This window comes from Streptococcus sp. CCH5-D3 (assembly GCF_001556435.1).
GTDB lineage: Bacteria > Bacillota > Bacilli > Lactobacillales > Streptococcaceae > Streptococcus.
The window spans coordinates 62,191-87,242 of record NZ_LSIW01000133.1 but is presented as its reverse complement, the minus strand read 5'-3'; the positions used below and the strand labels follow the sequence as shown (position 1 = coordinate 87,242).

Sequence of the window (25,052 nt, the reverse complement as noted above, 5' to 3'; positions counted from 1 at the left end):
TTACCTCTTCAACAAGTCGTAAATGTGAGTTATATTTTGTAAGAGTGTAACAACCACGATTTTATCCCCAATAGCGAGTCTGTCTTCTCCTGTTGGGAAAATAGATTTTCCATTGCGGATAATAGCAGCGATAAGGACACCGTTAGCAAATTCAAGCTCAGAAAGTTTCTTTCCGGCGATTTTGTTATTTTCTTTAATTTGGAATTGCAAGGTTTCGATACGACCATTAGCCACATGGTGAAGGGCATCAAGACTAGAGTCTTTGGCATTAAAACGCCCGCGTACAAAGTGCATTACAGTGTCAACAGCGATACTCTTAGGAGTGACAATTGTTGTTGTCTCACGTGGATCGATAATCTCTAAGAGACTAGTACGGTTAACCTTAGTAATATTCTTGTGAATACCAAGGCTTTCGAGGAACATAGAGGTAATGATATTTTCCTCATCGACTCCGGTTAGGGTAGCTACGGCATCGTAACTGGCTGCACTTTCCTCGAGAAGAAGGTCTTTAGCAGTACCGTCACCTAAGATAACAGAAACTTCAGGGAAGACCTGACTAAAGGTTTGCGCACGGTCCATTTTTTGCTCAATCAATTTGACCTTAATACGATTGTTTTTCAAGATATTGAGCAAGTAGTAGGAGATGCGCCCAGCACCAATCAACAAAAGTTTTTTGATGCTTTTTGGCTTGATGTAACTGTGGAAAAGTGCCATATCAACACGTTTACCAGTGACATAAATCTTATCCCCAATTTGCATGGTAGCATTTCCATCTGGAATGATGAGTTCACCCTGACGGTGAATCGTGCAAACTAGAATATTGCCGAATTTCCTACGGAATTGTTCCATTGTCATACCAGATAATTGGCTATTTTCAGTAACTTTAAATGCCATAAGAATAACGCGTCCATTAGCAAAAGTTTCAACTGATAGGGCGTTTGGAAATTCAACTGTATTGGCAATATAGCGAGCTGTTAAAAGTTCAGGGTTAACTACTAGTGAGAATCCAAGAAAGTTTTTGTCTTTGAAATAAGCATTAGAGTATTCTGGGTTACGTACGCGAACAACAGTTTCTTTGGCACCCATTTGTTTAGCCAGAACTGCTGAAATCATGTTCACTTCATCTTTATCAGTCATCGCGATAAAGACGTCACAGTTGCTAACCTCGGCTTGTTCCAAAATTTTAAAATTAGCCCCATTTCCAGCAAAGCCCATAACATCATAGCGTTTGCTGAGGCGTTTGAGGACCTCTTCCTTTTCTTCAATTAAAATAACATCGTGCTTCTCTTCAACAAGAGAACGACAGAGTGCGGTACCGACTTTACCGGCACCTACGACAATAATACGCATGAGTTACCTCCAAATAATCATTACTATGATACTCTATTTTAGCGGAAAAATCATCCTTTTCAGCTAGCTTTATCAACTATTCCTATTTAAGTGAATAAAGGTGAAATTTTTCTTTAAATAGTATTGACTTTTAGACCAGAAGTGCTAAAATATATTCAAAGATTCGTTATTTTAAATCTAACCTGTCATGATTTAAGCTAATGAACGTCCACAACCATGTCGTCTGCTGAGCTTGACTCCGGGCGACATGGTATTTTTTATGTCTAGGAGAATTGAGATGTCACGTAATCATATTGTCTTGTTTGAACCTCGTATTCCACAAAACACCGGAAATATTGCACGTACCTGTGCAGCGACTAATAGCCCTCTTCATATCATCCGTCCTATGGGCTTTCCAATTGATGACAAGAAAATGAAACGTGCAGGTTTAGACTACTGGGATAAGCTTGACATCACTTATTATGACAATTTGGCAGATTTCATGTCTAAAAATCAAGAGGGGCGTTTGCATTTAGTCACGAAATTTGCGGATAAGACTTATTCAGAAGAGGCCTATGCCGATGGTGAGGACCACTATTTTATGTTTGGTCGTGAGGATACAGGCCTACCTGAAGATTTTATGCGTGAGCATCCTGAAAAAGCTATTCGTATTCCGATGAATGATGAACATGTGCGTAGTCTAAATGTGTCCAATACTGTTTGTATGATTGTTTACGAAGCGCTTCGTCAGCAACAATTTGAGGGGCTAGAGCTGAGTCACCGTTATCAACACGATAAATTAAAATAGATACTTCATTTTGTTTTAAAAGAATAATTATAGTCATTGACTATCAACAGATTAGAAATCCATAATTTGAAAACCTTGTCACCAAGGTTTTTTTATGTTATCCTTAAAAGGTCTTCAGGGCAGGGTGAAACTCCCGACCGGCGGTGATTCTTTGGATAAGTCCGCGAGCGCAAGCTGATGAGGTGTGATTCCTCAACCGACAGTATAGTCTGGATGGAAGAAGACCAGTCTTTTTGCGTAGGCTTTTTTTGGCATGGGCAAATCCATTGGGAACTTCTTTCAAATTGTTAAAATTTGGAGGAATTTTTTTATGACAAACACACGTAAATTGGCTTACATTGCCATTTTATCCGCAGTTTCATTCTTGTTGCTTTATTTTTCATTTCCATTGATTCCAGCAGCAGATTTTTTGAAGGTTGATTTTTCAATCCTTCCTGTTCTTATTGCCTTGGTTATCTTTGATTTTAAGAGTGCCATTGGTGTTCTCTTGCTTCGTTCATTGTTGAAGCTCTTGCTAAACAATGGTGGACCAGGATCAATGATTGGACTTCCTATGAATTTTGTTGCTCTAGGCGTCTTTGTTTGGGGCCTAAGCTATTTTTGGAAGAAAAATCAAACAAGCAAGAATTATATTCTTGGTTCTGTTTTAGGAACTGTTTTGCTTACAGTTGCTATGGTTATTCTTAACTATATTTATGCAGTACCACTCTATGCTAAATTTGCCAACTTTGATATTGCGCAATTTATAGGTCTCTATAAATACCTTTTCGCTATGGTAGTACCTTTCAATTTACTTGAAGGATTAATTTTTGCAGTAGCCTTTGCTTTAATTTATGCTCCACTTAAGTCTATTCTAGTAAAATTATAAATATGAAACACACACACACACATTATATTTATGCTTCTTTTGCCTTATTGTTATTTGTTGCTCTCGGTTATTTGGTTAAGTTCTATCCTGAAGCCTTGACAGGGTTTGATAGCAACATTCAAACTTGGGTTCGAGGAGGCTTACCAGCAGGATTGACACGCTTTTTTAAAACTATTACCATACTTGGGAATACGCCTGTACAGGCTATTATTGCAATCGTAGCAGTCATCTGGCTTTATCTACGTCAGTATAAATCAGAAGCTATCTTTGTGGGAGCTAGTGGGCTTCTCGCTAGTATCTTGATTGTAAGTTTGAAGTATATTTATCAGCGTCAGCGTCCATCAATTACGCATTTAGTGCATGCTAGTGGTTATTCTTTCCCTAGTGGTCATTCTTTGGGAACTTTTATGATTCTTGGAGCAATTGCCATTGTCCTTGCTCAGCGTTTGGAGAAAAAAGAATCTAAAATAGTAGTTTATGCTATTACTGGGCTTCTGATTTTCCTTGTTGGACTTTCGCGTATTTATGTAGGTGTTCATTATCCAACAGATGTTTTAGCTGGCTTTACCTTAGCCTTTGGGTTGCTTAATGCTATTTATCCAACTTATGATCGCATTCGCTTTGAATGGCGATTCCAAAGTAAACAGAAATAAAAAAACATGTAGTTTTAAACTGCATGTTTTTTTGATACAAAGGAAGGTCTTTCCTATATAAAATGTATAAAAATAGCTTATTTTGACTATTGTTCTGTTAAAAATGCATTAACTGTATATTAATTATATTATAATTATGATATAATGTTTTTAAAATTTTGAAATAAAGGAGTGTCTCTTGAACATAAAAGACAGCATTGGACTAAGAATCAAAATTGAGCGTGAACGCCATCAGATGTCACGTGAAGTGCTATGTTTAGATGGTGCGGAATTGACTGTTCGTCAGTTAATTCGCATTGAAAAGGGGGAGTCGCTCCCGTCTTTGGATAAATTATCTTATATTGCAAAACGTCTAGGAAAAAATATTACCGATTTATTGGATCATGATAATATTACTATCCCTGACGAATACTACGAGATGAAGAATCGTCTGATTAAGTTTCCAACGTATAGAAATCCAGAAAGAATAAAGGCTAAACTTGCCTTAATTGAGGAGGTCTATGAGAAATTCTTTGAACTTCTCCCAGAAGAAGAATTGTTAACTCTAGATATTTTGGAAAATATTTTGAGTTTTACTAGTTGGGAAGAGAGTCCTAAAGTTGAGGAGATATATGAAGACTTGTTTGAACAAGTCAAAAGGAAGAGGAAATTCTCAACTAACGATTTATTAGTTATTGACTACTATTTCTTCCATCTTTATGGAAGAAAACAGTATGATAAAAAACTTTTTGAAAGAATCGTAAAGAGAGTATTAAATCAGGAAATTTGGACAGATGATGTCTATAATATTGTTTTGTTTAATGATTTGATGGCTATCGCTGCTTTGAAGATTTTTCACAATTCCTTCTCAGACTTCTTAACAGTTGTGGATAAAGCCTTAGATGTTATAGAAAAATCACAATTCTATAGCTATAAACCTAGTGTTTTTGTTCTCAAAGCCAAATATGAACTTCTTCATAAAGGAAACAAGAAAGAGGCTGCAGAAAATTACGATAAGGCCATAATGTTTGCTTCCGTTTTAGAAGACTCGGTACTAGAAGAAAGTATAAAGGCAGGTAAAGCGGCAGATGGTTTATAGAAATGGTGGTGACATAAATGTCACTACTTTTTTAATGGTTAAATGTTTACTATAGAAACATAAATAACAGTTAAAAGGAGTTTTATTTTGAAAAAACTAAAATTATTTACACTATTCTCACTACTTATCACTATCTTGCCTTATTTTGCAGGTTGTCTTTAATAAGGAGTCACCATGTCAAAATATCCATATATTTCACAGGTTGATCAGCGTGATTGTGGTGTCGCTACCTTGGCCATGATTCTTAAACACTATGGTTCCTCTTATAGTTTAGCTTATTTGCGAGAGTTGGCTCAGACTTCTCGTGAAGGTACTTCTGCGCTTGGTTTGGTGGAAGCGGCCAAGCAGTTGGGTCTTGAAACTCAGGCTATTCGTGCGGATTTAGACTTGTTTAAACAAGAAAACCTATCTTATCCTTTTATTGTACATGTGGTTAAAGAAGGTGGGCTGCAACATTATTATACGGTGTTTGGTCAAATCAAGGGGCAGCTTGTTATTGGTGATCCAGATCCTAGCAAGAAGGTCATTAAAATGCCCTTAGAGGAATTTTCCAAAGAGTGGACGGGAGTTGCTCTCTTTTTTGTTCCAGGAGAAGCCTATACTAAATACAAAGAAGATGTACCTGGACTTCTTTCATTTTTACCAATTTTGTTTCGTCGTAAGGGTTTGATTGCAGTTATTGTCTTGCTGAGTTTTCTAGTGACCCTTGTTAATATTATTGGTTCTTATTATTTGCAAGCTATTATCGACCGCTTGATTCCTCAGGGGGCCTATAATCTTCTGACCATGATTTCGCTAGGCTTATGTATCTCTTATCTTGCTCAACAAGTTTTTACTTTTTTCAAAGATTATCTTCTACATCGATTGGGTAATTACCTGTCCATTGCTGTCATTCTTCCTTATATCAAGCATGTCCTTTCCTTGCCTATTAGTTTCTTTAGTTCACGTCGTACTGGTGAAATCACGTCACGTTTTGGAGATGCTAACACTATTATTGATGCTCTAGCTTCAACGATTTTATCGATTTTCCTAGATGTGACCATTGTGATGACTCTAGCTGTGGCTCTTATTGTACAAAATCAGTCACTTTTTTTGATGACTCTCACGGTAGTTCCTATTTATGTTTTAATCATTGTGGCATTCTATAAGCTTTTTGAAAAGGAAAATTATCAATTGATGGAGGCAAATAGTCAGGTTAATACCGCTGTTATTGATGATTTGCGAGGTATTGAAACCTTAAAATCCTTGAGGGTTGAGGAAAGACGCTATCGGGAAATTGAGGTGAAATTCCATGACTATTTGAAGAAGTCTTTGTCTAAGGCCAAGTGGCAATTAACGCAGGATGGGTTAAAGACAGGGGTTCAGTTAGTTTCTAATGTCTTTATCCTCTGGTATGGGGCACAATTGGTCATGGAAGGGCAACTATCTGCAGGTCAGTTGATTACCTATAATATGTTGTTGAATTATTTTACAACTCCTTTAATTAATATCATCAATCTCCAATCTAAAATTCAGCAAGCCAAAGTCGCCAATAATCGTCTTCAAGAAGTTTATGTTGTGGACAAGGAAGAAAAAGGAAAACTTAGAGAGTTATCTTTTAAACAACTTGCTTTTAAAGGAGTCAGTCACCGTTTTAGTTATCAGCAAGAGACTCTTAGTAAGATTGATTTAACGATTCATAAGGGTGAGAAAATCGCCCTCATGGGTAAAAGTGGATCTGGAAAAACGACCTTAGCTAAAATGTTGTCAGGTTATTATACGAAATCTAGTGGTCGTGTAACCCTAGATAAAGATGCTATTAGCCATGCGGAGTTGCGCCAGTTGGTAACCTATGTTCCACAACAGACCTATGTGTTTACGGGAACCATTTTAGAAAATCTGCTATTAGGATTTGAAGGAGAAGTTGACGAGAAAAAGCTTCTTAAAGTTTGTCAACAAGCTGATATCTTAGAGGATATTCAAAAAATGCCACTAGGCTTTCAGACCCAAGTATCTGAAGACGGTGGTCTATCAGGTGGTCAAAAACAACGCTTGGCTATAGCGAGGGCTCTCTTGTCCAAACAGCCTATCTTGATTTTTGACGAAGCTACCAGTGGTCTCGATAGTGATACTGAAAGCAGGGTCATGGCTAATCTTGCTAAGATTAAACGAACAATGATTTTTATTGCTCACCGCAATAGTGTACGTCAACATGTCAGTCGTGTAGTGACCATGGTGAGTGGCCAGATTGAGTCAGACAGTCCTAATTTCAATCTATTCCAGTTTATTTAAAATAATCTTCCTATTATATATGTAGAAAACTTAAGAAGTCTAAATTTTCACATCTTGCACCTATCTTATTAATATAGTATACTGGTAGCAGACTATTAAGAGGTGTAAACATGTTAGAGGCATATAAAAATTTTTGGTTAGGCTATCTCGATTTTTATGGTCGTACAAAACGACCAGACTATTGGTGGGTTGTCTTGATTAATGGAATTATCGGTAGTTTGATTTTCCTACTGATGGACTTACTTGGAGAAACAAGAGCTGCTGGCTTTACATTGACAGCTTTCATTCTATTTATAGCAGCAACGGCGCTTCCTACAATTTCTATTCAGATTCGTCGTCTGCGTGATGCCAATTTCAATGTTGCTTGGATTGTATTAAAAGCAACTCCATTAACAGTAGCTCTTTGGGTGATGTATGCCTTTCCCACAAGAGATTCAAAATAACTCCAATATAAAAAGAGTGAAACTACTTAATCTAGTTCCACTCTTTTTTCTTATAAAATAAAGCTACCTAAGAGGCTAACCAAGGTGAAGCTGATAGTTGCATAAAATACAGCGAGACGGGTTGCCTGGATAGGCTTATAAAGTCTAATAAGTGTTAGGACACACCAAATAAAGAGTACTGTGACAAACCAACCTGATAGTAAGCGACGTGGCGTTACACCATAGAGTGCTATATAAATGCCAAAGAGTTTCCAGCCGGCGATAAGGGCAAAGAGGCTAGCAAAAGTAAAGAGTAGGGTACTCAACAAACGAAGCCCCTTGTGGGTGAAGAAGTTTTCTTTAGAAAAAATGTAAAGTCCAGCTAGGATTCCCAAGTTAAGGGTAGAGACTCGAACTAATTGCCAGAAGCCCTGAACAGCAATATGTGAGGCTTGATGGGCTGGAATGTTGACTTGGTTGAGAGAAAGGAGTTCTCCCATTTGACTAGTGGCAGTTAATATGAATAGGGCATAAGTAAGGCAGAGGCTTCCGAGTACGATATAAGCTGCTACTTTTGGAAACTGACGGGTTGTTTTAAGACGGCCTTCAAATCGTTTTTGACTTAGTGGCTTTTCTTTTGCCAAATAGGTTGCAATGAGTTGAGCAAAAAGTCCTAGAGTCAGAGGGATACTGGTTATTAAACGAGAGAACAATAATCCGTTATCCTTGAAGGTGATAGTGAAATCAAGTAGAGTAGCGAGTGTCTGGAAGAACTGTTGCCAGAGTTGTCCGAAAGCAGGCAAGACCTGACTAAGCTGACTAGCAGCGAATACAGTCAGTACCAAGGCAATCATGATACTAATGAGAATCATCCATTTGTGGTTCTGAACTGCATGTTTTTCTTCTTCAGAGAGCTCTTGTTTAGGTGCTGTTTTATAGAGTAGTGTCCAGGCTCCGATAAAGAAATATTTCAGTGGGAAGATGCAGCTAGTGTATATGAGGTCTAGCCAAACCATAATTCCCAAACGGTCTTGACTACTTTGTCCAGTACGTGCCATTAAGTAAAGGAGGATACTCGCATGAAGGCAAAGAATCTGAGCGCTCCCCCAGTTGTCGTGCAGACCCCAAAGACTAATTTGTAAACCTTGTAGTAGACTAGTGACCATAAATATTGCCGATTCAAGTCGCATTCCCTTTGCTTTTCCATCTAATAGACGACAGCCCAGTTCAATCGTACTTATCAAGACAACGGTTGCTGGAAAGGCAAAGGAAAAATGGGTCAAGTAAGTGATATATAGGAAGCAGGCCACGAGACAGGCGATAATCAGTCCCTTAATTTTCCAAATGTCTTTTGGTGAAAAATCTTCCAAGAGTTTCTTGGTTTTGGTTTGAAGACTAGTCTTTTCGTCGGAATATTCCTGGGAGACTAGCTGTAAACTAGTAGTATAGTTATTTGTTTCCATCATAATTCTCCTTTTGGATGTTAGTCCAAAAAAGACTTTATCATAAAAAACGTTCGATTTTGTCACCCAACTGTAAAATTACTAAAAATAGGTCTATGGACTTAGGTCTGGAGAATGAGTTGGAAAAATAGGTGAGTAAAAAATATTATGCTCACATTGAATGATAGATTGTACGGGCTATATTGTCAGAAACTTTCAAATGCTAAAGATAGTTTTTTAGAGATTAACTGTTTGTTTATCTGGGATTGAGCAAAGGACTTCTATCGAGAATCACCAAAGGTGATGTCATTTTTTGACACTATATGTTAGATTGCCTACCATCTAAATGTTGCAAAATTTCTGAAAATTCGTTGACATGTGTTTTCAAAGTAGTATGATAATAACATAAAAAAACTTAGGAGGTTCTTATGTTAGGTGTCATCCTACTCTATGTTGGTATGGTTTTGATGAGTAATGGACTCCATCGTTTAGAGGGTATTCCTGATAAATCAAATGTTGTCATGAATATCTTTACGGGTGGTCTGGGTTTGATTCTCAACATTATTGTCATTGCTTACGGAGCTTGTACAGGGCAAGACGCTGAATGGTTTTATGGTAGCGCTACTGGTCTTTTATTTGCTTTCACCTATCTTTACTCAGCGATCAATACGATTTTCGATTTTGATCAACGTTTGTATGGGTGGTTTAGTTTATTTGTGGCAATTAATACGCTACCAGCAGGGATTCTTTGCTTAACATCTGGATACGGTGGTAATGCTTGGTATGGTATTATTTGGTTCTTGTGGGGTATCCTATGGCTAACTGCCTTTATTGAAATTAATCTTAAGAAGAATCTAGGAAAATTTGTCCCTTACCTAGCTATTTTTGAAGGAATTGTAACAGCTTGGATTCCAGGGTTTTTGATGCTTTGGGGCAAGTGGTAAGCATTGATTTAAGGAGGAAAAACGATGCAATTGACAATGCGCGAGCAGGAAAAAATGATGATTAGCCTTGCGGCTATGATTGCTCAACGACGTAAAGACAAAGGAATCAAATTGAATCATCCAGAAGCAGTTGCTTTAATCACTGACTATGTGCTTGAAGGTGCAAGAGAAGGTAAAACTGTTGCCCAACTGATGGATGAAGCTCGCAATCTCTTAACACGTGAAGATGTTATGGAAGGTATTGCAGAAATGATTCCAATGATTCAAGTTGAAGCTACTTTTACGGACAGTACAAAACTGGTTACTGTTCATGATCCTATTCAGTAAGGAGAAGTGTAATGATTCCAGGTGAATACCATGTGGCGAGTGAGCCAATTGATTATAACGGTGGTTACGAAGCCAGTAGTCTTGAAGTAAAAAATGTGGGTGACCGTGCTGCTCAAGTGGGTTCTCACTACCATTTTTATGAAGCAAACGAAGCTGGTCTTCAATTTGATCGTGAAAAGGCGCGAGGCAAACGTCTAGATATTCCAGCAGGTACAGCCATTCGTTTTGAGCCAGGTGAAACGAAAACAGTACAACTTATTGACTTTGGAGGGAAACGTCGTATTTTTGGTTTCAATAACAAGGTCAATGGTTTCTTAGACTAGAAAGAGGACAAATCGATGAGTTTTAAAATGAATCGTGAAGAGTATGCTCAACACTATGGACCAACTGTAGGGGATAGCGTACGTCTTGGAGATACCAATCTTTTTGCAGCCATTGAAAAAGACTTTACTGTTTATGGACAGGAATCTAAGTTCGGTGGCGGTAAAGTTTTGCGTGATGGTATGGGTGTTAGTGCTACGGAAACACGTGACAATCCATCAGTTGTTGATACCATTATTACAGGTGCAACCATTATTGACTATACAGGTATTATTAAAGCAGATATCGGTATTCGTGATGGTAAGATTGTTGCTATTGGTCGCGGTGGTAACCCAGATACAATGGACAATGTGGACTTTGTTGTGGGTGCTAGTACAGAAGCCATTGCTGCAGAAGGTTTGATTGTGACTGCTGGTGGTATTGACCTCCACGTACATTATATTTCTGCTGACCTTCCTGAATTTGGTTTGGATAATGGAATTACGACCCTCTTTGGTGGTGGTACTGGTCCCGCTGACGGTAGTAATGCAACAACATGTACACCAGGTAAATTCCATATTACTCGTATGTTGCAAGCTGTTGATGATATGCCTGCTAACTTTGGTTTTCTTGCCAAAGGTGTTGGTTCTGAGACTGAAGTGGTTGAAGAGCAAATTAAAGCTGGTGCAGCAGGAATTAAGACACACGAGGACTGGGGTGCGACTTACGCAGGAATTGATAATTCCCTTAAAGTTGCAGATAAATACGATGTTTCTTTTGCGGTCCACACCGACTCTTTGAATGAGGGTGGATTTATGGAAAATACTTTGGAATCTTTCCAAGGTCGTACCGTTCATACCTTCCATACCGAAGGTTCTGGTGGTGGGCACGCTCCAGATATTATGGTCTTTGCAGGTAAGGAAAATATTTTGCCATCATCAACTAACCCAACTAACCCATATACTACAAATGCTATTGGTGAGTTGTTAGATATGGTTATGGTTTGTCACCACTTGGATCCAAAAATCCCAGAAGACGTCTCTTTTGCCGAATCACGTGTTCGTAAACAAACTGTGGCTGCAGAAGATGTTCTTCACGATATGGGAGCCCTTAGTATCATGACTTCAGATGCCATGGCAATGGGACGTGTCGGTGAAGTAGCAATGCGTTGTTGGCAACTAGCTGATAAGATGAAGGCTCAGCGTGGTCCACTTGAAGGGGATTCAGAGTTTAACGATAATAACCGTATTAAACGTTACGTGGCTAAATATACAATTAACCCTGCCATCACCAATGGTATTGCAGACTATATCGGTTCTGTAGAAGTTGGTAAATTTGCAGATTTGGTGATCTGGGAACCAGCACAATTTGGTGCAAAACCTAAGTTGGTGCTTAAGGGTGGTATGTTAACTTATGGTGTTATGGGTGACGCTGGTTCAAGTCTTCCAACACCTCAACCACGTATCATGCGTAAATTATATGGTGCTTACGGTCAAGCGGTTCATGAAACAAATCTTACATTTGTCTCTCAATATGCTTATGATCACGGTATCAAAGAAGAAATTGGTTTGAATAAGATTGTTCTTCCTGTTAAGAATACGCGTAACTTGACTAAGCGTGATATGAAGCTTAATGACTACGCTCCAAAAACAATCCGTATTGATCCACAGACCTTTGATGTCTTTATTGATGATGAGTTGGTTACTTGTGAGCCAATCCATACGACATCATTGTCTCAACGTTATTTCTTGTTCTAAGGAAGACGCTATATAAATGAGGCTGGAATTTTTCCTCCAACCTCTTTTGTATTTTACAGCCGTAACGTTTTTAGTACTTTATTAGGTTGCTATATGAGTCTGATGCTAGACTTTTAAAATGTAATAGAAAAGGAAAAAGTATGATTTTTACAAAAGTAGATGCTCTTGTTAAGGATATCGATGTGGACAAATACCATATTGAAACAGTCATTCTTTCGAGTGACGATCTTAACAAAAAAATTATTCGTGTGAAGAGTGATCATGGGAATGAATTTGGTATTCGTCTTGATAAGGGACAAAAATTGCAAAATGGATCTGCCTTTTTTATCGATGATCACCATGTCCTAGCTATTGGTGTTGAGTCACAGGATTTGATTGTCATCTCACCTAAAGATATGGATGAAATGGGAATCACAGCTCACATTCTTGGGAATACTCATAAACCGATTGAGGTGAAAGATGCCAAGATTTATTTAGAGGTTGACCCAGTTGTAGAGCAAGTCTTGACTCAAAAAGAGATTGCCTACACGATTGAAGAAGTGGTCCTTGATAAACCCCTACGCCATGTGAATTTAACTGCCCATGAACATTAATCCCTTTGCTAATGTGTCTTTGCAAGATTATCTTGAAATTGTGCAAATTGTCGATTCAACCTTTCCAATTGGATCATTTAACCACTCATTTGGGATGGAAAATTATCTGCGTGAAGACACTGTAACAGATGATAAAGGTTACGAAGAGTGGCAAGAAGCCTATTTAGCTAGTCAGTTTAAATATGGTGAAGGTCTTGTAATCAAACTGGTTTATGATGCTATGGTTACAGATAACATAGAGCAGGTTTGGCATTATGATAAGGTCTTGACAGTTTCGACGCAAGCACGTGAGACAAGACAGGGGACTAAGATGATTGCTAAACAAATGCTTCGACTCATTCAAAGGCTTCATGCTATTCCGGTATTGGATGACTATCAGTCTAAAATACGTGAGGGTGAGGTTTTCGGCAATCCAGCTATTGTCTTTGCGCTCTATGTGTTTAACAAGGGCTTGGGATGTAATGAAGCCATAGCACTTTATGGCTATAGCGTGATTTCGACGATGGTTCAAAATGCTGTGCGTGCCATTCCCCTTGGACAGTTTGCTGGACAGGAGATTGTTTTACGTAGCTTTTCACAATTAGAAAAAATGACACAAGAAATTCAAGAATTGGATGCGTCCTACCTTGGGGCCAATACGCCTGGTCTTGAATTAGCTCAGATGAAACATGAAACACAGGTATTTCGCCTATTCATGTCCTAAAATATCAACAAGGTTGAGAGGAAAAAACAATGACAAAACGTACTGTAATTATTGGAGTTGGTGGACCTGTTGGTTCAGGTAAAACCCTTTTGCTTGAGCGTCTTACACGACGTATGTCCGACTTAAATTTAGCAGTTATTACTAACGATATCTATACAAAAGAAGATGCCCTTTTCTTGGCTAAAAATTCAAGCTTAGACGAAGACCGTATCATTGGTGTAGAAACTGGTGGATGTCCTCACACTGCGATTCGTGAGGATGCCTCTATGAACTTTGAAGCGATTGAAACCCTTCAAGAGCGCTTTAACCATGATTTGGATGTTATTTTCCTTGAAAGTGGTGGAGACAACTTGGCTGCGACCTTCAGCCCTGATTTGGTTGATTTTACCATTTATATTATTGACGTTGCTCAGGGTGAAAAAATCCCACGTAAGGCTGGTCAAGGGATGATTAAGAGTGATTTGTTCTTGATCAATAAGACTGACCTTGCACCTTATGTTGGAGCCAACCTAGACCGTATGCGTGAAGATACCCTTCATTTCCGTAACGAAGATTCTTTCATTTTCACAAATTTGAATAATGATGACAATGTTAAGGAAGTAGAAGAATGGATTCGTAAGAATTTCCTACTAGAGGACTTGTAAGATGACACAAGCATATGATGGCTTTGTCCATCTTGGATTTTCAAACAGAAATGGTCGTACAATTTCCCACAAGAAATACCAAGAAGGCAACTCTCGAGTGTCAGCGGATAATTCAGATGCCAATGGCGTTACTTACTATTTCCTAATTAATATGGGTGGGGGCTTTGTAGAGGGTGAGCAGTATCAAGTGACCATTGATGTTAATAAAGATGCTCATGCCTTGGTGACAACTCAAACACCTACCTATGTTTACAAGTGTGAGAAAGGACAGTTGACACAACAGAATACGTCTATCACACTTGAAGAAAATAGCTATTTGGAGTACATGGCTGATGAAGTTATTCCCTATTTAAAATCACGCTATTTCCAAACAAGTCGGATTGATATGGATAAGTCTGCCCACTTGATTTATTCAGATGGTGTGACGGCAGGTTGGTCTCACGAGGATTTGCCGTTTCAATACCATTATTTTCGTAATTTGACACAAATTTACCAAGATAATGAGCTTGTTTATAGCGATCAGACTCTCTTAGAGCCTCAGAAACAAGATATGTTTAAACTTGGTTATTTTGAAGGCTGGCGTAATTACAATAGCTTGGTAATGGTGTCCCCAAATATTGACGAGGCTTTTGTTAAGGCTTTGCAGAAGTACTTAGAAGGGCTAAATCTTGAGTCTGATTTTGCCATTTCATCCTTAGATATCTCAGGTTTGGTGTTACGTATCTTAGGAAAAACTGCTGAGGATAATCGTCGCGTCATTTATTCTTGTGCAGACTATTTTAGACAAGAAATACATGGATTAACCCCTTTGAATTTGAGAAAAAATGATATGAGGAGATAAGAAATGCATATTCCTGAAAATTACTTAAGCCCTATGACTTGTGCGGCAATGGGGGCAGTTATGTTGCCTATTTGGTATAAGGCTGTCAAGGAAGTGAAGGTAAAGGTTGACACTGATAAAAAAACGATTCCTATGTTGGGAATCGGGACTTCCTTGTCCTTCCTTATCATGATGTTTAATCTTCCAGCCCCAGGTGGGACGAGTGCCCATGCTGTTGGGGCAGTGCTAATTGCTATATTGTTAGGACCTTGGGCCTCCTGTTTAGCAGTTAGTGTGGCTCTAGCTATGCAGGCTTTGCTATTTGGTGATGGTGGGATTTTGGCCTTTGGTGCGAATGCCTTTTGTATGGCTGTTGTCATGCCATTTGTGGGTTATGCTGTTTATAAACTCTTGAATAAGTGGACAAAGAATAGGATAATTGCTAGCTTTTTTGGAGGTTATATTGGAATTGTAGTTGCGGCTCTGACTGTTGCGGTTTTACTAGGAATTCAACCGATTCTCTTTAAAGATAGCAGTGGTAATCCGCTTTACAATCCATACCCTTTGAGAGTGACGCTTCCAGTAATGGGTTTGACTCACCTGCTTATCGGCTTGGTAGAAGGATTTTTTACAGCCGGTGTTCAAGAATTCATTGAACGTTTGAATATTGATAATACTCAGGAAATAACGACTAAAAAACTACGTCCTTTATTGCTCTTTATCCTAGCCTTAACTATCCTAACGCCACTTGGTTTATTGGCGACGGGAACAGCTTTTGCAGAATGGGATGTCAAAGAGTTGGTAGAAAAATTGTCTCATTACCATGTGGAAGCCCAAGCGCCAAAAGGAATGTTGAATGGTTTTTCATTCAATGCCCTCTTCCCAGATTATAGTATCGCAGGCATCCCAGAAGTTTTGGGTTATATCCTGAGCGCTGCCTCTGCTGTTTTGATTTTCTTCATCCTCTATCGCTTGATTTTCGGTAGAAAGGTTGAAAAATGATTCTTCCAGATTGGATGTCGGAAGAGCGCCCAGTAGTCACTAAAGTCGGTAGAAATAACTTTCTTATCCGGAATCGTCACCATCTGGAAGCTCTTCTTCAAAAGTTTGAAACGCATCCTTTAAAAGTAGCATCAGTCTTTCATCCAACAGCTAAGGTTTTACTTCTCTTTTTCTTACTTGTTTCAGTGGGAATTAGCCGAAATCTCACAGTTTTGTGGATTGTAGCCTTGTTTTTAGGAGCTGGCGTGGCTTTTTTACCGCATTCTGTTTTAGTAAGAACTTTGAAAAAAACTGTAGTGTTGTTGATCTTCCCTTTAGTTCTTTATCTACCGCATCTCTTACTTAGCGGAGGTCAATCGCTCTTTCTTTTTAGACTTCCTTTGATTGCCGTAGCCATTGCTTATTATTCAGAGACAAGTACAATAAGTGAGATGCTAGTGGCATTAAAAGGGTTGCATTTTCCTGATCTTGTTCTGCTCCAGTTAGATATCACCATAAAATATATCGATGTCTTTGGAAAACAATTAATGGATTTGCTCAAAGGGATTGAAGCACGAAGCTTTGGCGGCAACCATCGTTTCCGGATTGGAAGTAATATCTGGGGAATTTTATACCTTAAAGCTATACGCTATGGTGAGGAACTAACTCAAGCCATGGAAGCACGTTGCTTTGTCGGTGAGTATGTCAAGTCATCACAGTCATTCACATGGAAGGACTGGCTGGCCTTGATAGGTCTAGTAGCAGTGATTTTAGGACAGATTCTGTTAGGAGGATGAGATGTTTCAATTGAAACAAGTGGCCTGTGCCTATGAACAAAAAAAGGTCTTTACTGGTCTTGATTTGGAGATTAGACAAGGACAATATGTGATGTTGATGGGGGAAAATGGGACTGGGAAATCAAGTCTTATCAGTTTATTAACTGGCTTCAAGCAGGAAGAATCTGGTCGCATTCTTTTCTTAGGGAAGGACCTCAAAGAATGGCTGAAGGACAAACGTCAAAAACGAGATTTTTATAGTCGCCTCGGAATCCTCTTCCAGGATGTGGATAGTCAGTTATTTAATAGTACTGTCTATGATGAGATTGCTTTTGGTCCTCGCCAGCTAGGTCTAACCGAAGAAAAAGTCTCACAGCGCGTTCAAGACACGCTATCCCTGCTTAAAATTGAAGATTTAAGAGATCGCGTTCCCTATCAACTGTCTGGTGGAGAAAAGAAGAAAGTGGCTTTTGCCAGTATCATGGTAACGAATCCAGATGTGTATATTCTTGATGAACCCTTCAATAATCTTTCTAAAGAATATGAAGAATTTTTTAGGGAACTTCTACATGAGCTTCATTCAGCTGGGAAAACCATTATCATGTCTGCTCATCACTTTAAGCATCTTCATCATGAAAAGGCTGATGTTCTTCTTTTCGAAGATGGTAAGGCTGATTTCTTTCCTGCCCAGGAAGTGCTCAATAACCAGCAAGTAATTGAGCGTTTGTCGCATTATTAATTAGGAATAAGGTAGAAAATCGTTATTGGTTTTCTGCTTTTTTCTTGTCAAACAATTGATATTTTTAGGTGATAGTATTTTCTTATCACCTTGATTATGTTTAAGTATTAGTTAAGCTTAGTGAATTCTGTTACAATAAAAACAATCAATCTCAAAGGAGAATATTATGAAACTTAAAAAAATTCTTGGAATCACGGGTGTAGCCATTGCTTCAGTAGCTTTGCTTGCTGCATGTTCATCTAAATCATCAAAAGAAGCCTCTAAATCTTCAGGTGCTAAAGAAACAATTAACTTTGCCACTGTTGGGACAACAGCACCATTCTCATATGAAGAAAACGGTGAATTGACTGGTTACGATGTGGAAGTGGCTAAAGCAGTCTTCAAAGACTCTGACAAATATGAAGTGAAATTTCAAAAAACAGAATGGTCTTCAGTCTTCACAGGTCTTGACTCAGCTAAATACCAAATGGCTGGGAACAATATCTCTTATTCAGAAGAACGTGACCAAAAATATCTCTTCTCATATCCAATTGGTACCACACCAGCTGTTTTGACTGTTCCAAAAGATAGTAATATTAAGAAATATGATGATATTGCTGGACACTCAACGCAGGTTGTTCAAGGAACATCGACAGCTACTCAATTGACAGAGTTTAATGAGAAACATTCAGACAAGCCAGTTGAACTTAACTACACAAATGAAAATATTACACAAATGTTGACAAGTTTGAATGAAGGTAAGTATGACTTCAAGATCTTTGATGCACCAACTGTTAATGCAATCATCAAAAACAATAAATTGAGCAACTTGAAGACGATTGAGCTTAAATCTGATCAACAACCATACATCTACTTCTTGTTCGCAGATAACCAAAAAGACCTTCAAAAATTTGTAAACAAACGTTTGGAAGAACTCCAAAAAGATGGTACTTTGGCTAAGTTGGCTGAAAAATACCTTGGAAACAAAGATTATATTCCAACTAAAGACGCTTTGAAAGTTCCAAGCAAAAAATAAGAAAGGAGCTGGGAATGAATCTCAGCTTTTTCATATAATTAAAATCTAGGACATGTTATAGTTAAAAACTATAGAGATATACAATTATAAACAATTTGCTACAATTCTTATCCTATGGGATAATAATTTTACACTTAAAACAATTAAAGGGAGTTCGTTATGAAACTTAAAAAAATTCTTGGAATTACAGGATTGGCAGTCGCTTCAACAGTAGCTTTGGCTGCTTGTGGTGCTGGCGGTAACAAATCAGCTAAAGATGATAAAACATTGACAGTTGGTGTCATGACTTTGGATGACACTACTGAGCCATTGTGGGATAAAGTCAAAGAATTGGCTAAAGACAAGGGTGTTACTATCGAGTTGAAAGAGTTCACAGACTACAACCAACCAAATGAAGCCCTTAAAAATGGTGAAATCGACGTTAATGCTTTCCAACACATTTATTTCTTGAACAACTGGAACAAAGAAAATAAGGGTGATGTTGTTGCAGCAGCTGACACACTTCTTAGCCCAATCCACCTTTTCTCAGGAACTGAAAACGGTAAAGCTAAGTATAAGGATGTTAAAGAGCTTCCAGATGGAGCTACTATCTCAGTACCTAATGATGGTACAAACGAAAGCCGTGCTTTGACACTTCTTCAAACAGCTGGTTTGATTAAGTTGGATGTTAAAGATGGTGAATTGGCAACTATCAAGAACATTTCTGAAAATCCAAAGAAATTGGATATTAAAGAAATCGCAGCTGAACAAGCTGCCCAAACTCTTTCATCAGTAGATGCAGCAGTTGTTAACAACTCATACGCACAACAACAAAACGTTGACTATGACACAACTCTCTTCCAAGAAGATCCAAGCCAAGATTTAAAAGATTGGGTCAATATCATTGCAGCTAATAAAGATTGGGAAAAATCAAATAAAGCTGATGCTATCAAGACTTTGATTAAAGCCTACCAAAATGATGAAGTAGCGCAAATCATCTATGATGCATCTAACAAGGTTGACCTTCCAGCATGGAAAGGTGCCCCAACACAAGATCAATTGAAAGCTAATTCAAAGAAATAAGCTAAGGACAGAGGGCGTGTGAGAGCACGCCGTTTTGTCGTGTATGAAGGAGATGATTTGATGGCATTTTCAAGTGAAGAAGAGCAGTTACGAAAATTTCGTAACGATGAAATTGCTCAGCACTATTTTGAAGTTTTGCGGACTTTGATTTCTAAAAAATCTATTTTTGCTCAAAATATTGGTCTCTATGATGTAGCTGCTTACCTTGGTGAGATTTTCTCTGGTGTTGGCGCAGAGGTGATAATTGACGAGACCCATACGGCACCTTTTGTCTTGGCGAAATTCAAGAGTCCAAATCCAGATGCGAAAACAATTATTTTCTATCAACACTATGACACTGTTCCTGCGGACAATGATCAGCCATGGACCGATGAACCTTTCCGTCTGACTGTTCGAAAGGGATATATGTATGGTCGTGGTGTCGATGATGATAAGGGGCATATTACAGCTCGTCTGACAGCCCTTCGGAAATATATTCGAGAAGTTGGTGATCTTCCTGTAAATATTACGTTTATGATGGAAGGTGCTGAAGAATCTGCATCAACAGACCTTGAAAAATATTTAGAAAAATACCGAGATGATCTTCTTCCAGCAGACCTATTGGTTTGGGAGCAAGGGAACCGAAATAGTAAAGGTCAATTGGAAATCACAGGTGGCAACAAGGGGATTATTACCTTTGACTTGTCTGTCGAGAGTGCTGATGTTGATATCCACTCTAAATTTGGTGCAGTGATTGAATCTGCGTCATGGTACTTGCTCAATGCTATCTCAAGCATGAGAGATGATCAGGGACGTATCCTTATCGACGGCATCTATGAAAAGATTGTCCAACCAAACGAACGAGAGATGAATCTTATCGAAACTTATGCTATTGAAAATGCAGACAGTCTTCGTAGGATTTATGGCTTAAAACTACCCATTTTAGAAAGTGACCGCCGAGCGTTCTTAAAAACTTACTATTTTGAGCCTGCTCTTTCTATTGAGGGAATTTCAACAGGTTATCAGGGGCAAGGGGTTAAGACCATCTTACCAGCTCAAGCCAGAGCTAAGATGGAGATGCGTTTGGTCCCTGGCTTGACACCTGAGTACGTTTTGGAGTGTATTAAGGCTCACCTCAAAAAAGAAGGATTTGACCGTATCAAGGTAACCTTCACTCTTGGTGAAGAAAGTTATCGAAGTGATATGTCTGATCCAGCTATTGTCAATGTTATTGAGTTAGCAAAAGGCTTTTATGAAGAAGGTGTCGCTGTCCTTCCAACAGCAGCAGGTACGGGGCCTATGCATATGATTTATCAGGCTTTGGGTGTTCCTATGGCAGCCTTTGGTATAGGGAATGCTAACAGTCGTGACCATGGTGGGGATGAAAATGTTAGTCTAGCAGATTACTACACCCACATTGAACTAATTAAGGAGTTAATTGCAAGTTATGAGTAATGTCATTATTGATTTGAAAAATATTGATATCACCTTTACGCAGAAACGCCGCACTATTCAAGCGGTTAAGGATGTGTCTATCCAGATTGAGAAAGGTGATATTTACGGAATTGTTGGTTATTCAGGGGCTGGTAAATCGACCCTTGTGCGTGTGATCAATCTTTTACAAGTGCCTACAGCTGGTAAAATCACTATCGGTAAAGATGTGACTTTTGCAGATGGTAAGGTCCAGTTGTCGACAAAAGAATTGCGTCAGAAACGTCAAACGATTGGGATGATTTTCCAACACTTTAACCTTATGGCTCAAAAGACGGCTTATGAAAATGTAGCTTTTGCTCTTCGTCATTCTAAACTAAGCAATGAAGAGAAAGACAAAAAAATTCGTGGTCTTTTGGAATTGGTTGATTTGGCTGATCGTGCCGAAAACTATCCTGCACAGTTGTCAGGTGGTCAAAAACAACGTGTAGCGATTGCCCGTGCCTTGGCTAATGATCCTGAAATCTTGATTTCAGATGAGTCTACCTCAGCTCTTGACCCAAAAACAACTAAGCAGATTCTTTCGCTTTTGCAGGATTTGAATAAAAAGCTTGGTTTGACAGTGGTTATGATCACCCACGAAATGCAAATTGTTAAAGACATTTGTAACCGTGTGGCTGTTATGCAAAATGGTCAACTTTTGGAAGAGGGCAGTGTTCTTGATATCTTCTCAAATCCACAAGAAGATTTGACACAAGAATTTATTGAAACTGCTGCAGGGATTGAAGATGCCTTGACTAAGATTAATGCACAACCCTTAGTGAAAAACTTACCAAGCTCAGCCCTTCTCGTTCAACTTAAATATGCTGGTTCTTCAACAGATGAGCCACTCTTGACTGAAATTTTCAAAGATTACGGAGTTTCAAGTAACATCCTTTACGGTAACCTTGAGATTCTAGGTGATACACCTGTTGGTGAATTGGTCGTTGTATTGGATGGTGAGGCAGATAAGGTTCTTGCTGCCCAAAAAGCGATTGAAAATGCAGGTGTCAGCTTGCAAGTACTTAAGAAAGGAGCCCAATAATGGCAGATTGGATTCAACAAAACTTTCCAGATATTTATCGTATTGGTATGCAGGGGGTTAACTCTTGGCCAGACGCCATCTATGCGACTCTCTATATGACGGTTATTTCCTTCATCATTGGGGGGCTTCTTGGTCTTGTTATGGGGCTCTTCTTGGTATTGACAGGTCCTCGTGGAGTCATTGAAAATAAATTTGTTTTCCAAATCTTGGATAAAATCACTTCAATCTTCCGTGCCATTCCTTTCATCATCCTCTTGGCAATTTTGAAAGGCTTCACTTACTTTATCGTGGGGACTAACCTTGGTATGACAGCGGCCTTGGTTCCATTGTCAGCTGCGACTTTCCCATTCTTTGCACGTCAAGTACAGGTGGTACTTGCAGATCTTGACCGTGGCGTTATTGAAGCAGCACAAGCTAGTGGCGCAACACTTTGGGATACGATTAAAGTTTACCTTGGTGAAGGGCTTCCAGAATTGGTTCGTGTATCAACCGTAACTCTGATTTCCCTTGTGGGTGAAACTGCCATGGCCGGTGCTATCGGTGCCGGTGGTCTTGGTTACATCGCTATCTACTATGGATATAACCGTTCTAGTACCTCAGTTACCATTTTGGCAACTTTCTTGATTTTGATTTTGATTTTCCTTATCCAATTCTTGGGTGATTTCTTGACCCGTAAATTGAGTCATAAATAGGATTTGAGAGCCTGTTTGCCACAGGCTTTTTTCATGTCTTGACGATTTCAGATATTTATCATAGTATGGAAGCTATCGAATACTTTATGGTTGAGCTACCCATAAAAAGGAGTTAATGAGTTATGAAACGATTTATTTCAACTTGGAATAGGACCAGTCTAATCAAGCGTATTGCCATTGGTGTGGTAATTGGTGCTGTACTTGGTTTGCTTGTTCCTAAGTTTACGGTTATTGGTCTCTTAGGGGATATGTTTGTTGGTGGCTTGAAGGCAATTGCTCCACTCTTGGTCTTTGCCTTGGTTGCCAATGCCCTTTCTCAAACGCGAGAAGGGCAACAAAGCAACATGAAGACAGTTATTGTTCTTTATCTCTTTGGGACCTTTGCGGCAGCATTGACGGCTGTTATTTCTCACTATATTTTTCCAATTTCTCTGAAGTTGGGAGCAGCGGCAGCGACTAAAGCGACGGCACCTCAAGGTGTGGGAGAAGTCTTTAAAGATTTGTTGCTTAAGATGGTGGATAACCCTGTCAATGCCTTGGCTCAAGCCAACTACATTGGTGTTTTAGTATGGGCGGTTGTCTTTGGTTTCGCCATGCGAACAGCTAGCACTCACACGAAAGATTTGCTACATACCTTGGCAGAAGTGACTTCACAAATCGTTCGTTGGATTATTAACTTGGCGCCATTTGGTATCCTTGGTCTTGTCTTTAATACTATTTCTGAGAATGGTGTTGGTGTTTTGGCGGATTATGGTGTCCTAATCCTTGTTTTAGTAGGAACAATGGCCTTTGTTGCCTTGGTTGTTAATCCTATTATTGCCTTTGTGATGATGGGCAAAAATCCTTTCCCACTGGTTTTCCGTTGTTTGAAAGACTCTGGGATTACAGCCTTCTTTACTCGCTCGTCAGCAGCTAATATTCCTGTTAACCTTCAGCTTTGTAAAGATCTTGGTTTAAATCCTGATACCTATTCAGTTTCTATTCCTTTGGGGTCAACTATTAATATGGCTGGGGCAGCCGTGACAATCAATGTCTTAACTCTTGCTGCAGTAACGACTTTGGGAATTCAGGTCGATTTTGCGACAGCACTCATTCTTAGTGTGGTTTCAGCTATTTCTGCCTGTGGTGCCTCAGGTATTGCTGGAGGATCCCTTCTATTAGTGCCAGTAGCATGTAGCCTCTTTGGTATCTCAAATGATTTGGCCATGCAAGTTGTTGGTGTTGGCTTTATCGTAGGTGTCATCCAAGACTCTTGTGAAACAGCCCTTAACTCTTCAACAGATGTACTTTTTACAGCAGTAGCAGAAAAGAGCCGCTGGAAGAAAGTATAGATAATTGTATAAGGTCGGCCTATTTGGCTGGCTTTTTGATTTTGGAGAAAACATAGTCAAAGACTATAGCTAGCTCAAGAATCTATCATCTTTAAAAAGCCCATAAAATATGGTAAAATAAACCGTTCAAAGAGAAAAGGTGAAACATTTATGACTAATAATTTATTGGTGCTTCAATCAGACTTTGGTTTGGTTGACGGTGCTGTTTCGGCCATGATTGGTGTGGCTCTTCAAGAAGAACCAAGTTTGGGAGTTCATCACCTTACACATGATATTACTCCCTACAACACTTTTGAAGCTTCCTATCGTCTGTTTCAGACTGTCGAGTACTGGCCAAAGGGAACAACCTTTGTTTCGGTAGTTGATCCGGGTGTAGGCTCATCGCGTAAAAGTGTGGTTGCCTTAACAAAGACGGGGCAATATATCGTCACACCAGATAACGGAACACTTTCTTATATCAAGAAGGATGTCGGTATCGTTGCTGTCCGTGAAATTTCAGAAGTTGAGAATCGTCGTAGTAATACGGAGCTGTCTTATACCTTCCATGGTCGTGATGTTTATGCCTATACAGGTGCCAAATTAGCTTCTGGTCATATCAGTTTTGAAGAAGTAGGTCCTGAGTTACCTGTGGACAAAATTCTAGAGCTTCCAGTGGTTGAAACCATCATAGAGGATAATTTGGTTCGTGGGGCGATCGACATTTTGGACGTCCGTTTCGGCTCTCTTTGGACCTCTATCACACGTGATGACTTTTATGCCTTGGAACCAAACTTTGGTGATCGATTCGAGGTGACCATCTTTAACAATGATATGTTGGTCTACCAAAATCAAGTTACCTATGGGAAATCTTTTGCGGATGTTCGTATCGGTCAGCCAATTATTTATATCAATTCCCTTTATCGTGTTGGCTTAGCCATAAACCAGGGGTCTTTTGCCAAGGCCTATAATGTTGGTGTGGGGTCTAACTGGCACATTGAAATCAAACATTTAGGAGATTAAAGTA

At 39.1% G+C, this 25,052-nt stretch carries 26 protein-coding genes and 1 riboswitch; of the genes, 24 read left to right on the top strand and 2 right to left on the bottom strand.

Going from position 1 to position 25,052, the window contains the following annotated elements; genetic code table 11:
* Positions 1 to 1,350 carry a Trk system potassium transporter TrkA gene (trkA, locus tag AX662_RS08580; RefSeq protein WP_002889909.1) on the bottom strand — a complete coding sequence of 450 codons (1,350 nt, stop codon included), beginning with the start codon at positions 1,348 to 1,350 and terminating at the stop codon, positions 1 to 3.
* 277 nt (positions 1,351 to 1,627) lie between these two features.
* Between trkA and AX662_RS08575 the strand changes: the two genes are divergently transcribed.
* The 6 genes from AX662_RS08575 to AX662_RS08550 all read left to right on the top strand — a co-directional run bounded on the left by AX662_RS08575 (position 1,628) and on the right by AX662_RS08550 (position 7,450).
* On the top strand, positions 1,628 to 2,137 hold the full coding sequence (locus AX662_RS08575) for a tRNA (cytidine(34)-2'-O)-methyltransferase (protein WP_021143543.1): 510 nt from the start codon (positions 1,628 to 1,630) through the stop codon (positions 2,135 to 2,137).
* A 106-nt stretch (positions 2,138 to 2,243) separates the two neighbouring features.
* Positions 2,244 to 2,366, top strand: a riboswitch (FMN riboswitch).
* Positions 2,367 to 2,447: 81 nt separating this feature from the next.
* A complete protein-coding gene (locus tag AX662_RS08570; protein ID WP_021143544.1) occupies positions 2,448 to 3,005 on the top strand; it encodes an ECF transporter S component in 558 nt (185 codons plus the stop codon).
* 2 nt (positions 3,006 to 3,007) lie between these two features.
* Positions 3,008 to 3,658, top strand: coding sequence for a phosphatase PAP2 family protein (locus AX662_RS08565; RefSeq protein WP_002889918.1), 651 nt, complete (start codon positions 3,008 to 3,010; stop codon positions 3,656 to 3,658).
* A 178-nt stretch (positions 3,659 to 3,836) separates the two neighbouring features.
* Entirely contained in the window at positions 3,837 to 4,736 is a 900-nt protein-coding gene (locus AX662_RS08560; protein ID WP_060972185.1) for a helix-turn-helix transcriptional regulator, read from the top strand.
* A 174-nt stretch (positions 4,737 to 4,910) separates the two neighbouring features.
* A complete protein-coding gene (locus AX662_RS08555) occupies positions 4,911 to 7,007 on the top strand; it encodes a peptide cleavage/export ABC transporter (RefSeq protein ID WP_060972184.1) in 2,097 nt (698 codons plus the stop codon).
* Positions 7,008 to 7,117: 110 nt separating this feature from the next.
* Complete coding sequence (locus AX662_RS08550) at positions 7,118 to 7,450, top strand: DUF805 domain-containing protein (RefSeq protein ID WP_060972183.1); 333 nt, start codon at positions 7,118 to 7,120, stop codon at positions 7,448 to 7,450.
* A gap of 50 nt (positions 7,451 to 7,500) precedes the next feature.
* Here the strand turns inward: AX662_RS08550 and AX662_RS08545 are convergent, their stop codons facing one another.
* Positions 7,501 to 8,892 (bottom strand): DUF4153 domain-containing protein, encoded by a 1,392-nt coding sequence (locus AX662_RS08545; protein WP_060972182.1) that lies wholly within the window; start codon positions 8,890 to 8,892, stop codon positions 7,501 to 7,503.
* Between the two features lie 407 nt (positions 8,893 to 9,299).
* On the opposite strand from AX662_RS08545, the gene AX662_RS08540 reads away from it, so the two are divergent.
* The 18 genes from AX662_RS08540 (at position 9,300) to AX662_RS08455 (ending at position 25,048) form a co-directional block, all read left to right on the top strand.
* Positions 9,300 to 9,815 carry an AmiS/UreI family transporter gene (locus AX662_RS08540; protein WP_060972181.1) on the top strand — a complete coding sequence of 172 codons (516 nt, stop codon included), beginning with the start codon at positions 9,300 to 9,302 and terminating at the stop codon, positions 9,813 to 9,815.
* A 24-nt stretch (positions 9,816 to 9,839) separates the two neighbouring features.
* Positions 9,840 to 10,142 carry an urease subunit gamma gene (locus AX662_RS08535; protein ID WP_002886558.1) on the top strand — a complete coding sequence of 101 codons (303 nt, stop codon included), beginning with the start codon at positions 9,840 to 9,842 and terminating at the stop codon, positions 10,140 to 10,142.
* Between the two features lie 11 nt (positions 10,143 to 10,153).
* Positions 10,154 to 10,465, top strand: coding sequence for an urease subunit beta (locus tag AX662_RS08530; protein ID WP_060972180.1), 312 nt, complete (start codon positions 10,154 to 10,156; stop codon positions 10,463 to 10,465).
* A 15-nt stretch (positions 10,466 to 10,480) separates the two neighbouring features.
* Positions 10,481 to 12,199, top strand: a complete 1,719-nt coding sequence (gene ureC, locus AX662_RS08525; RefSeq protein ID WP_060972179.1) for an urease subunit alpha — start codon at positions 10,481 to 10,483, stop codon at positions 12,197 to 12,199.
* A 140-nt stretch (positions 12,200 to 12,339) separates the two neighbouring features.
* A complete protein-coding gene (gene ureE, locus AX662_RS08520; protein ID WP_002949549.1) occupies positions 12,340 to 12,792 on the top strand; it encodes an urease accessory protein UreE in 453 nt (150 codons plus the stop codon).
* Positions 12,782 to 13,495, top strand: a complete 714-nt coding sequence (locus tag AX662_RS08515) for an urease accessory protein UreF (protein WP_060972178.1) — start codon at positions 12,782 to 12,784, stop codon at positions 13,493 to 13,495. The genes ureE and AX662_RS08515 overlap by 11 nt, the downstream gene beginning before the upstream one ends.
* A gap of 29 nt (positions 13,496 to 13,524) precedes the next feature.
* Entirely contained in the window at positions 13,525 to 14,139 is a 615-nt protein-coding gene (gene ureG, locus AX662_RS08510) for an urease accessory protein UreG (protein ID WP_002889928.1), read from the top strand.
* A gap of 1 nt (position 14,140) precedes the next feature.
* Positions 14,141 to 14,980 (top strand): urease accessory protein UreD, encoded by an 840-nt coding sequence (locus AX662_RS08505; protein ID WP_060972177.1) that lies wholly within the window; start codon positions 14,141 to 14,143, stop codon positions 14,978 to 14,980.
* Between the two features lie 3 nt (positions 14,981 to 14,983).
* Positions 14,984 to 15,961, top strand: coding sequence for a cobalt transporter CbiM (gene cbiM / locus AX662_RS08500; RefSeq protein ID WP_060972176.1), 978 nt, complete (start codon positions 14,984 to 14,986; stop codon positions 15,959 to 15,961).
* Complete coding sequence (locus tag AX662_RS08495; protein ID WP_013990046.1) at positions 15,958 to 16,737, top strand: energy-coupling factor transporter transmembrane component T; 780 nt, start codon at positions 15,958 to 15,960, stop codon at positions 16,735 to 16,737. Before cbiM ends, AX662_RS08495 begins: the two co-directional genes overlap by 4 nt.
* Before the next feature lies 1 nt (position 16,738).
* Positions 16,739 to 17,455, top strand: a complete 717-nt coding sequence (locus AX662_RS08490; protein WP_060972175.1) for an energy-coupling factor ABC transporter ATP-binding protein — start codon at positions 16,739 to 16,741, stop codon at positions 17,453 to 17,455.
* A gap of 166 nt (positions 17,456 to 17,621) precedes the next feature.
* On the top strand, positions 17,622 to 18,470 hold the full coding sequence (locus tag AX662_RS08485) for an amino acid ABC transporter substrate-binding protein (protein WP_060972174.1): 849 nt from the start codon (positions 17,622 to 17,624) through the stop codon (positions 18,468 to 18,470).
* 159 nt (positions 18,471 to 18,629) lie between these two features.
* Positions 18,630 to 19,532: a MetQ/NlpA family ABC transporter substrate-binding protein gene (locus AX662_RS08480; RefSeq protein WP_013990049.1), complete on the top strand. Its 903-nt coding sequence runs from the start codon at positions 18,630 to 18,632 to the stop codon at positions 19,530 to 19,532.
* A 60-nt stretch (positions 19,533 to 19,592) separates the two neighbouring features.
* Positions 19,593 to 20,966 carry a M20/M25/M40 family metallo-hydrolase gene (locus tag AX662_RS08475; protein WP_060972173.1) on the top strand — a complete coding sequence of 458 codons (1,374 nt, stop codon included), beginning with the start codon at positions 19,593 to 19,595 and terminating at the stop codon, positions 20,964 to 20,966.
* Positions 20,959 to 22,026, top strand: a complete 1,068-nt coding sequence (locus AX662_RS08470) for a methionine ABC transporter ATP-binding protein (protein WP_060972172.1) — start codon at positions 20,959 to 20,961, stop codon at positions 22,024 to 22,026. The genes AX662_RS08475 and AX662_RS08470 overlap by 8 nt, the downstream gene beginning before the upstream one ends.
* Positions 22,026 to 22,718: a methionine ABC transporter permease gene (locus tag AX662_RS08465; protein WP_002883771.1), complete on the top strand. Its 693-nt coding sequence runs from the start codon at positions 22,026 to 22,028 to the stop codon at positions 22,716 to 22,718. The genes AX662_RS08470 and AX662_RS08465 overlap by 1 nt, the downstream gene beginning before the upstream one ends.
* A 122-nt stretch (positions 22,719 to 22,840) precedes the next feature.
* Entirely contained in the window at positions 22,841 to 24,049 is a 1,209-nt protein-coding gene (sstT, locus tag AX662_RS08460; RefSeq protein WP_060972171.1) for a serine/threonine transporter SstT, read from the top strand.
* Between the two features lie 150 nt (positions 24,050 to 24,199).
* Positions 24,200 to 25,048, top strand: coding sequence for an SAM hydrolase/SAM-dependent halogenase family protein (locus tag AX662_RS08455; RefSeq protein WP_060972170.1), 849 nt, complete (start codon positions 24,200 to 24,202; stop codon positions 25,046 to 25,048).
* Positions 25,049 to 25,052 lie beyond the last annotated feature (4 nt).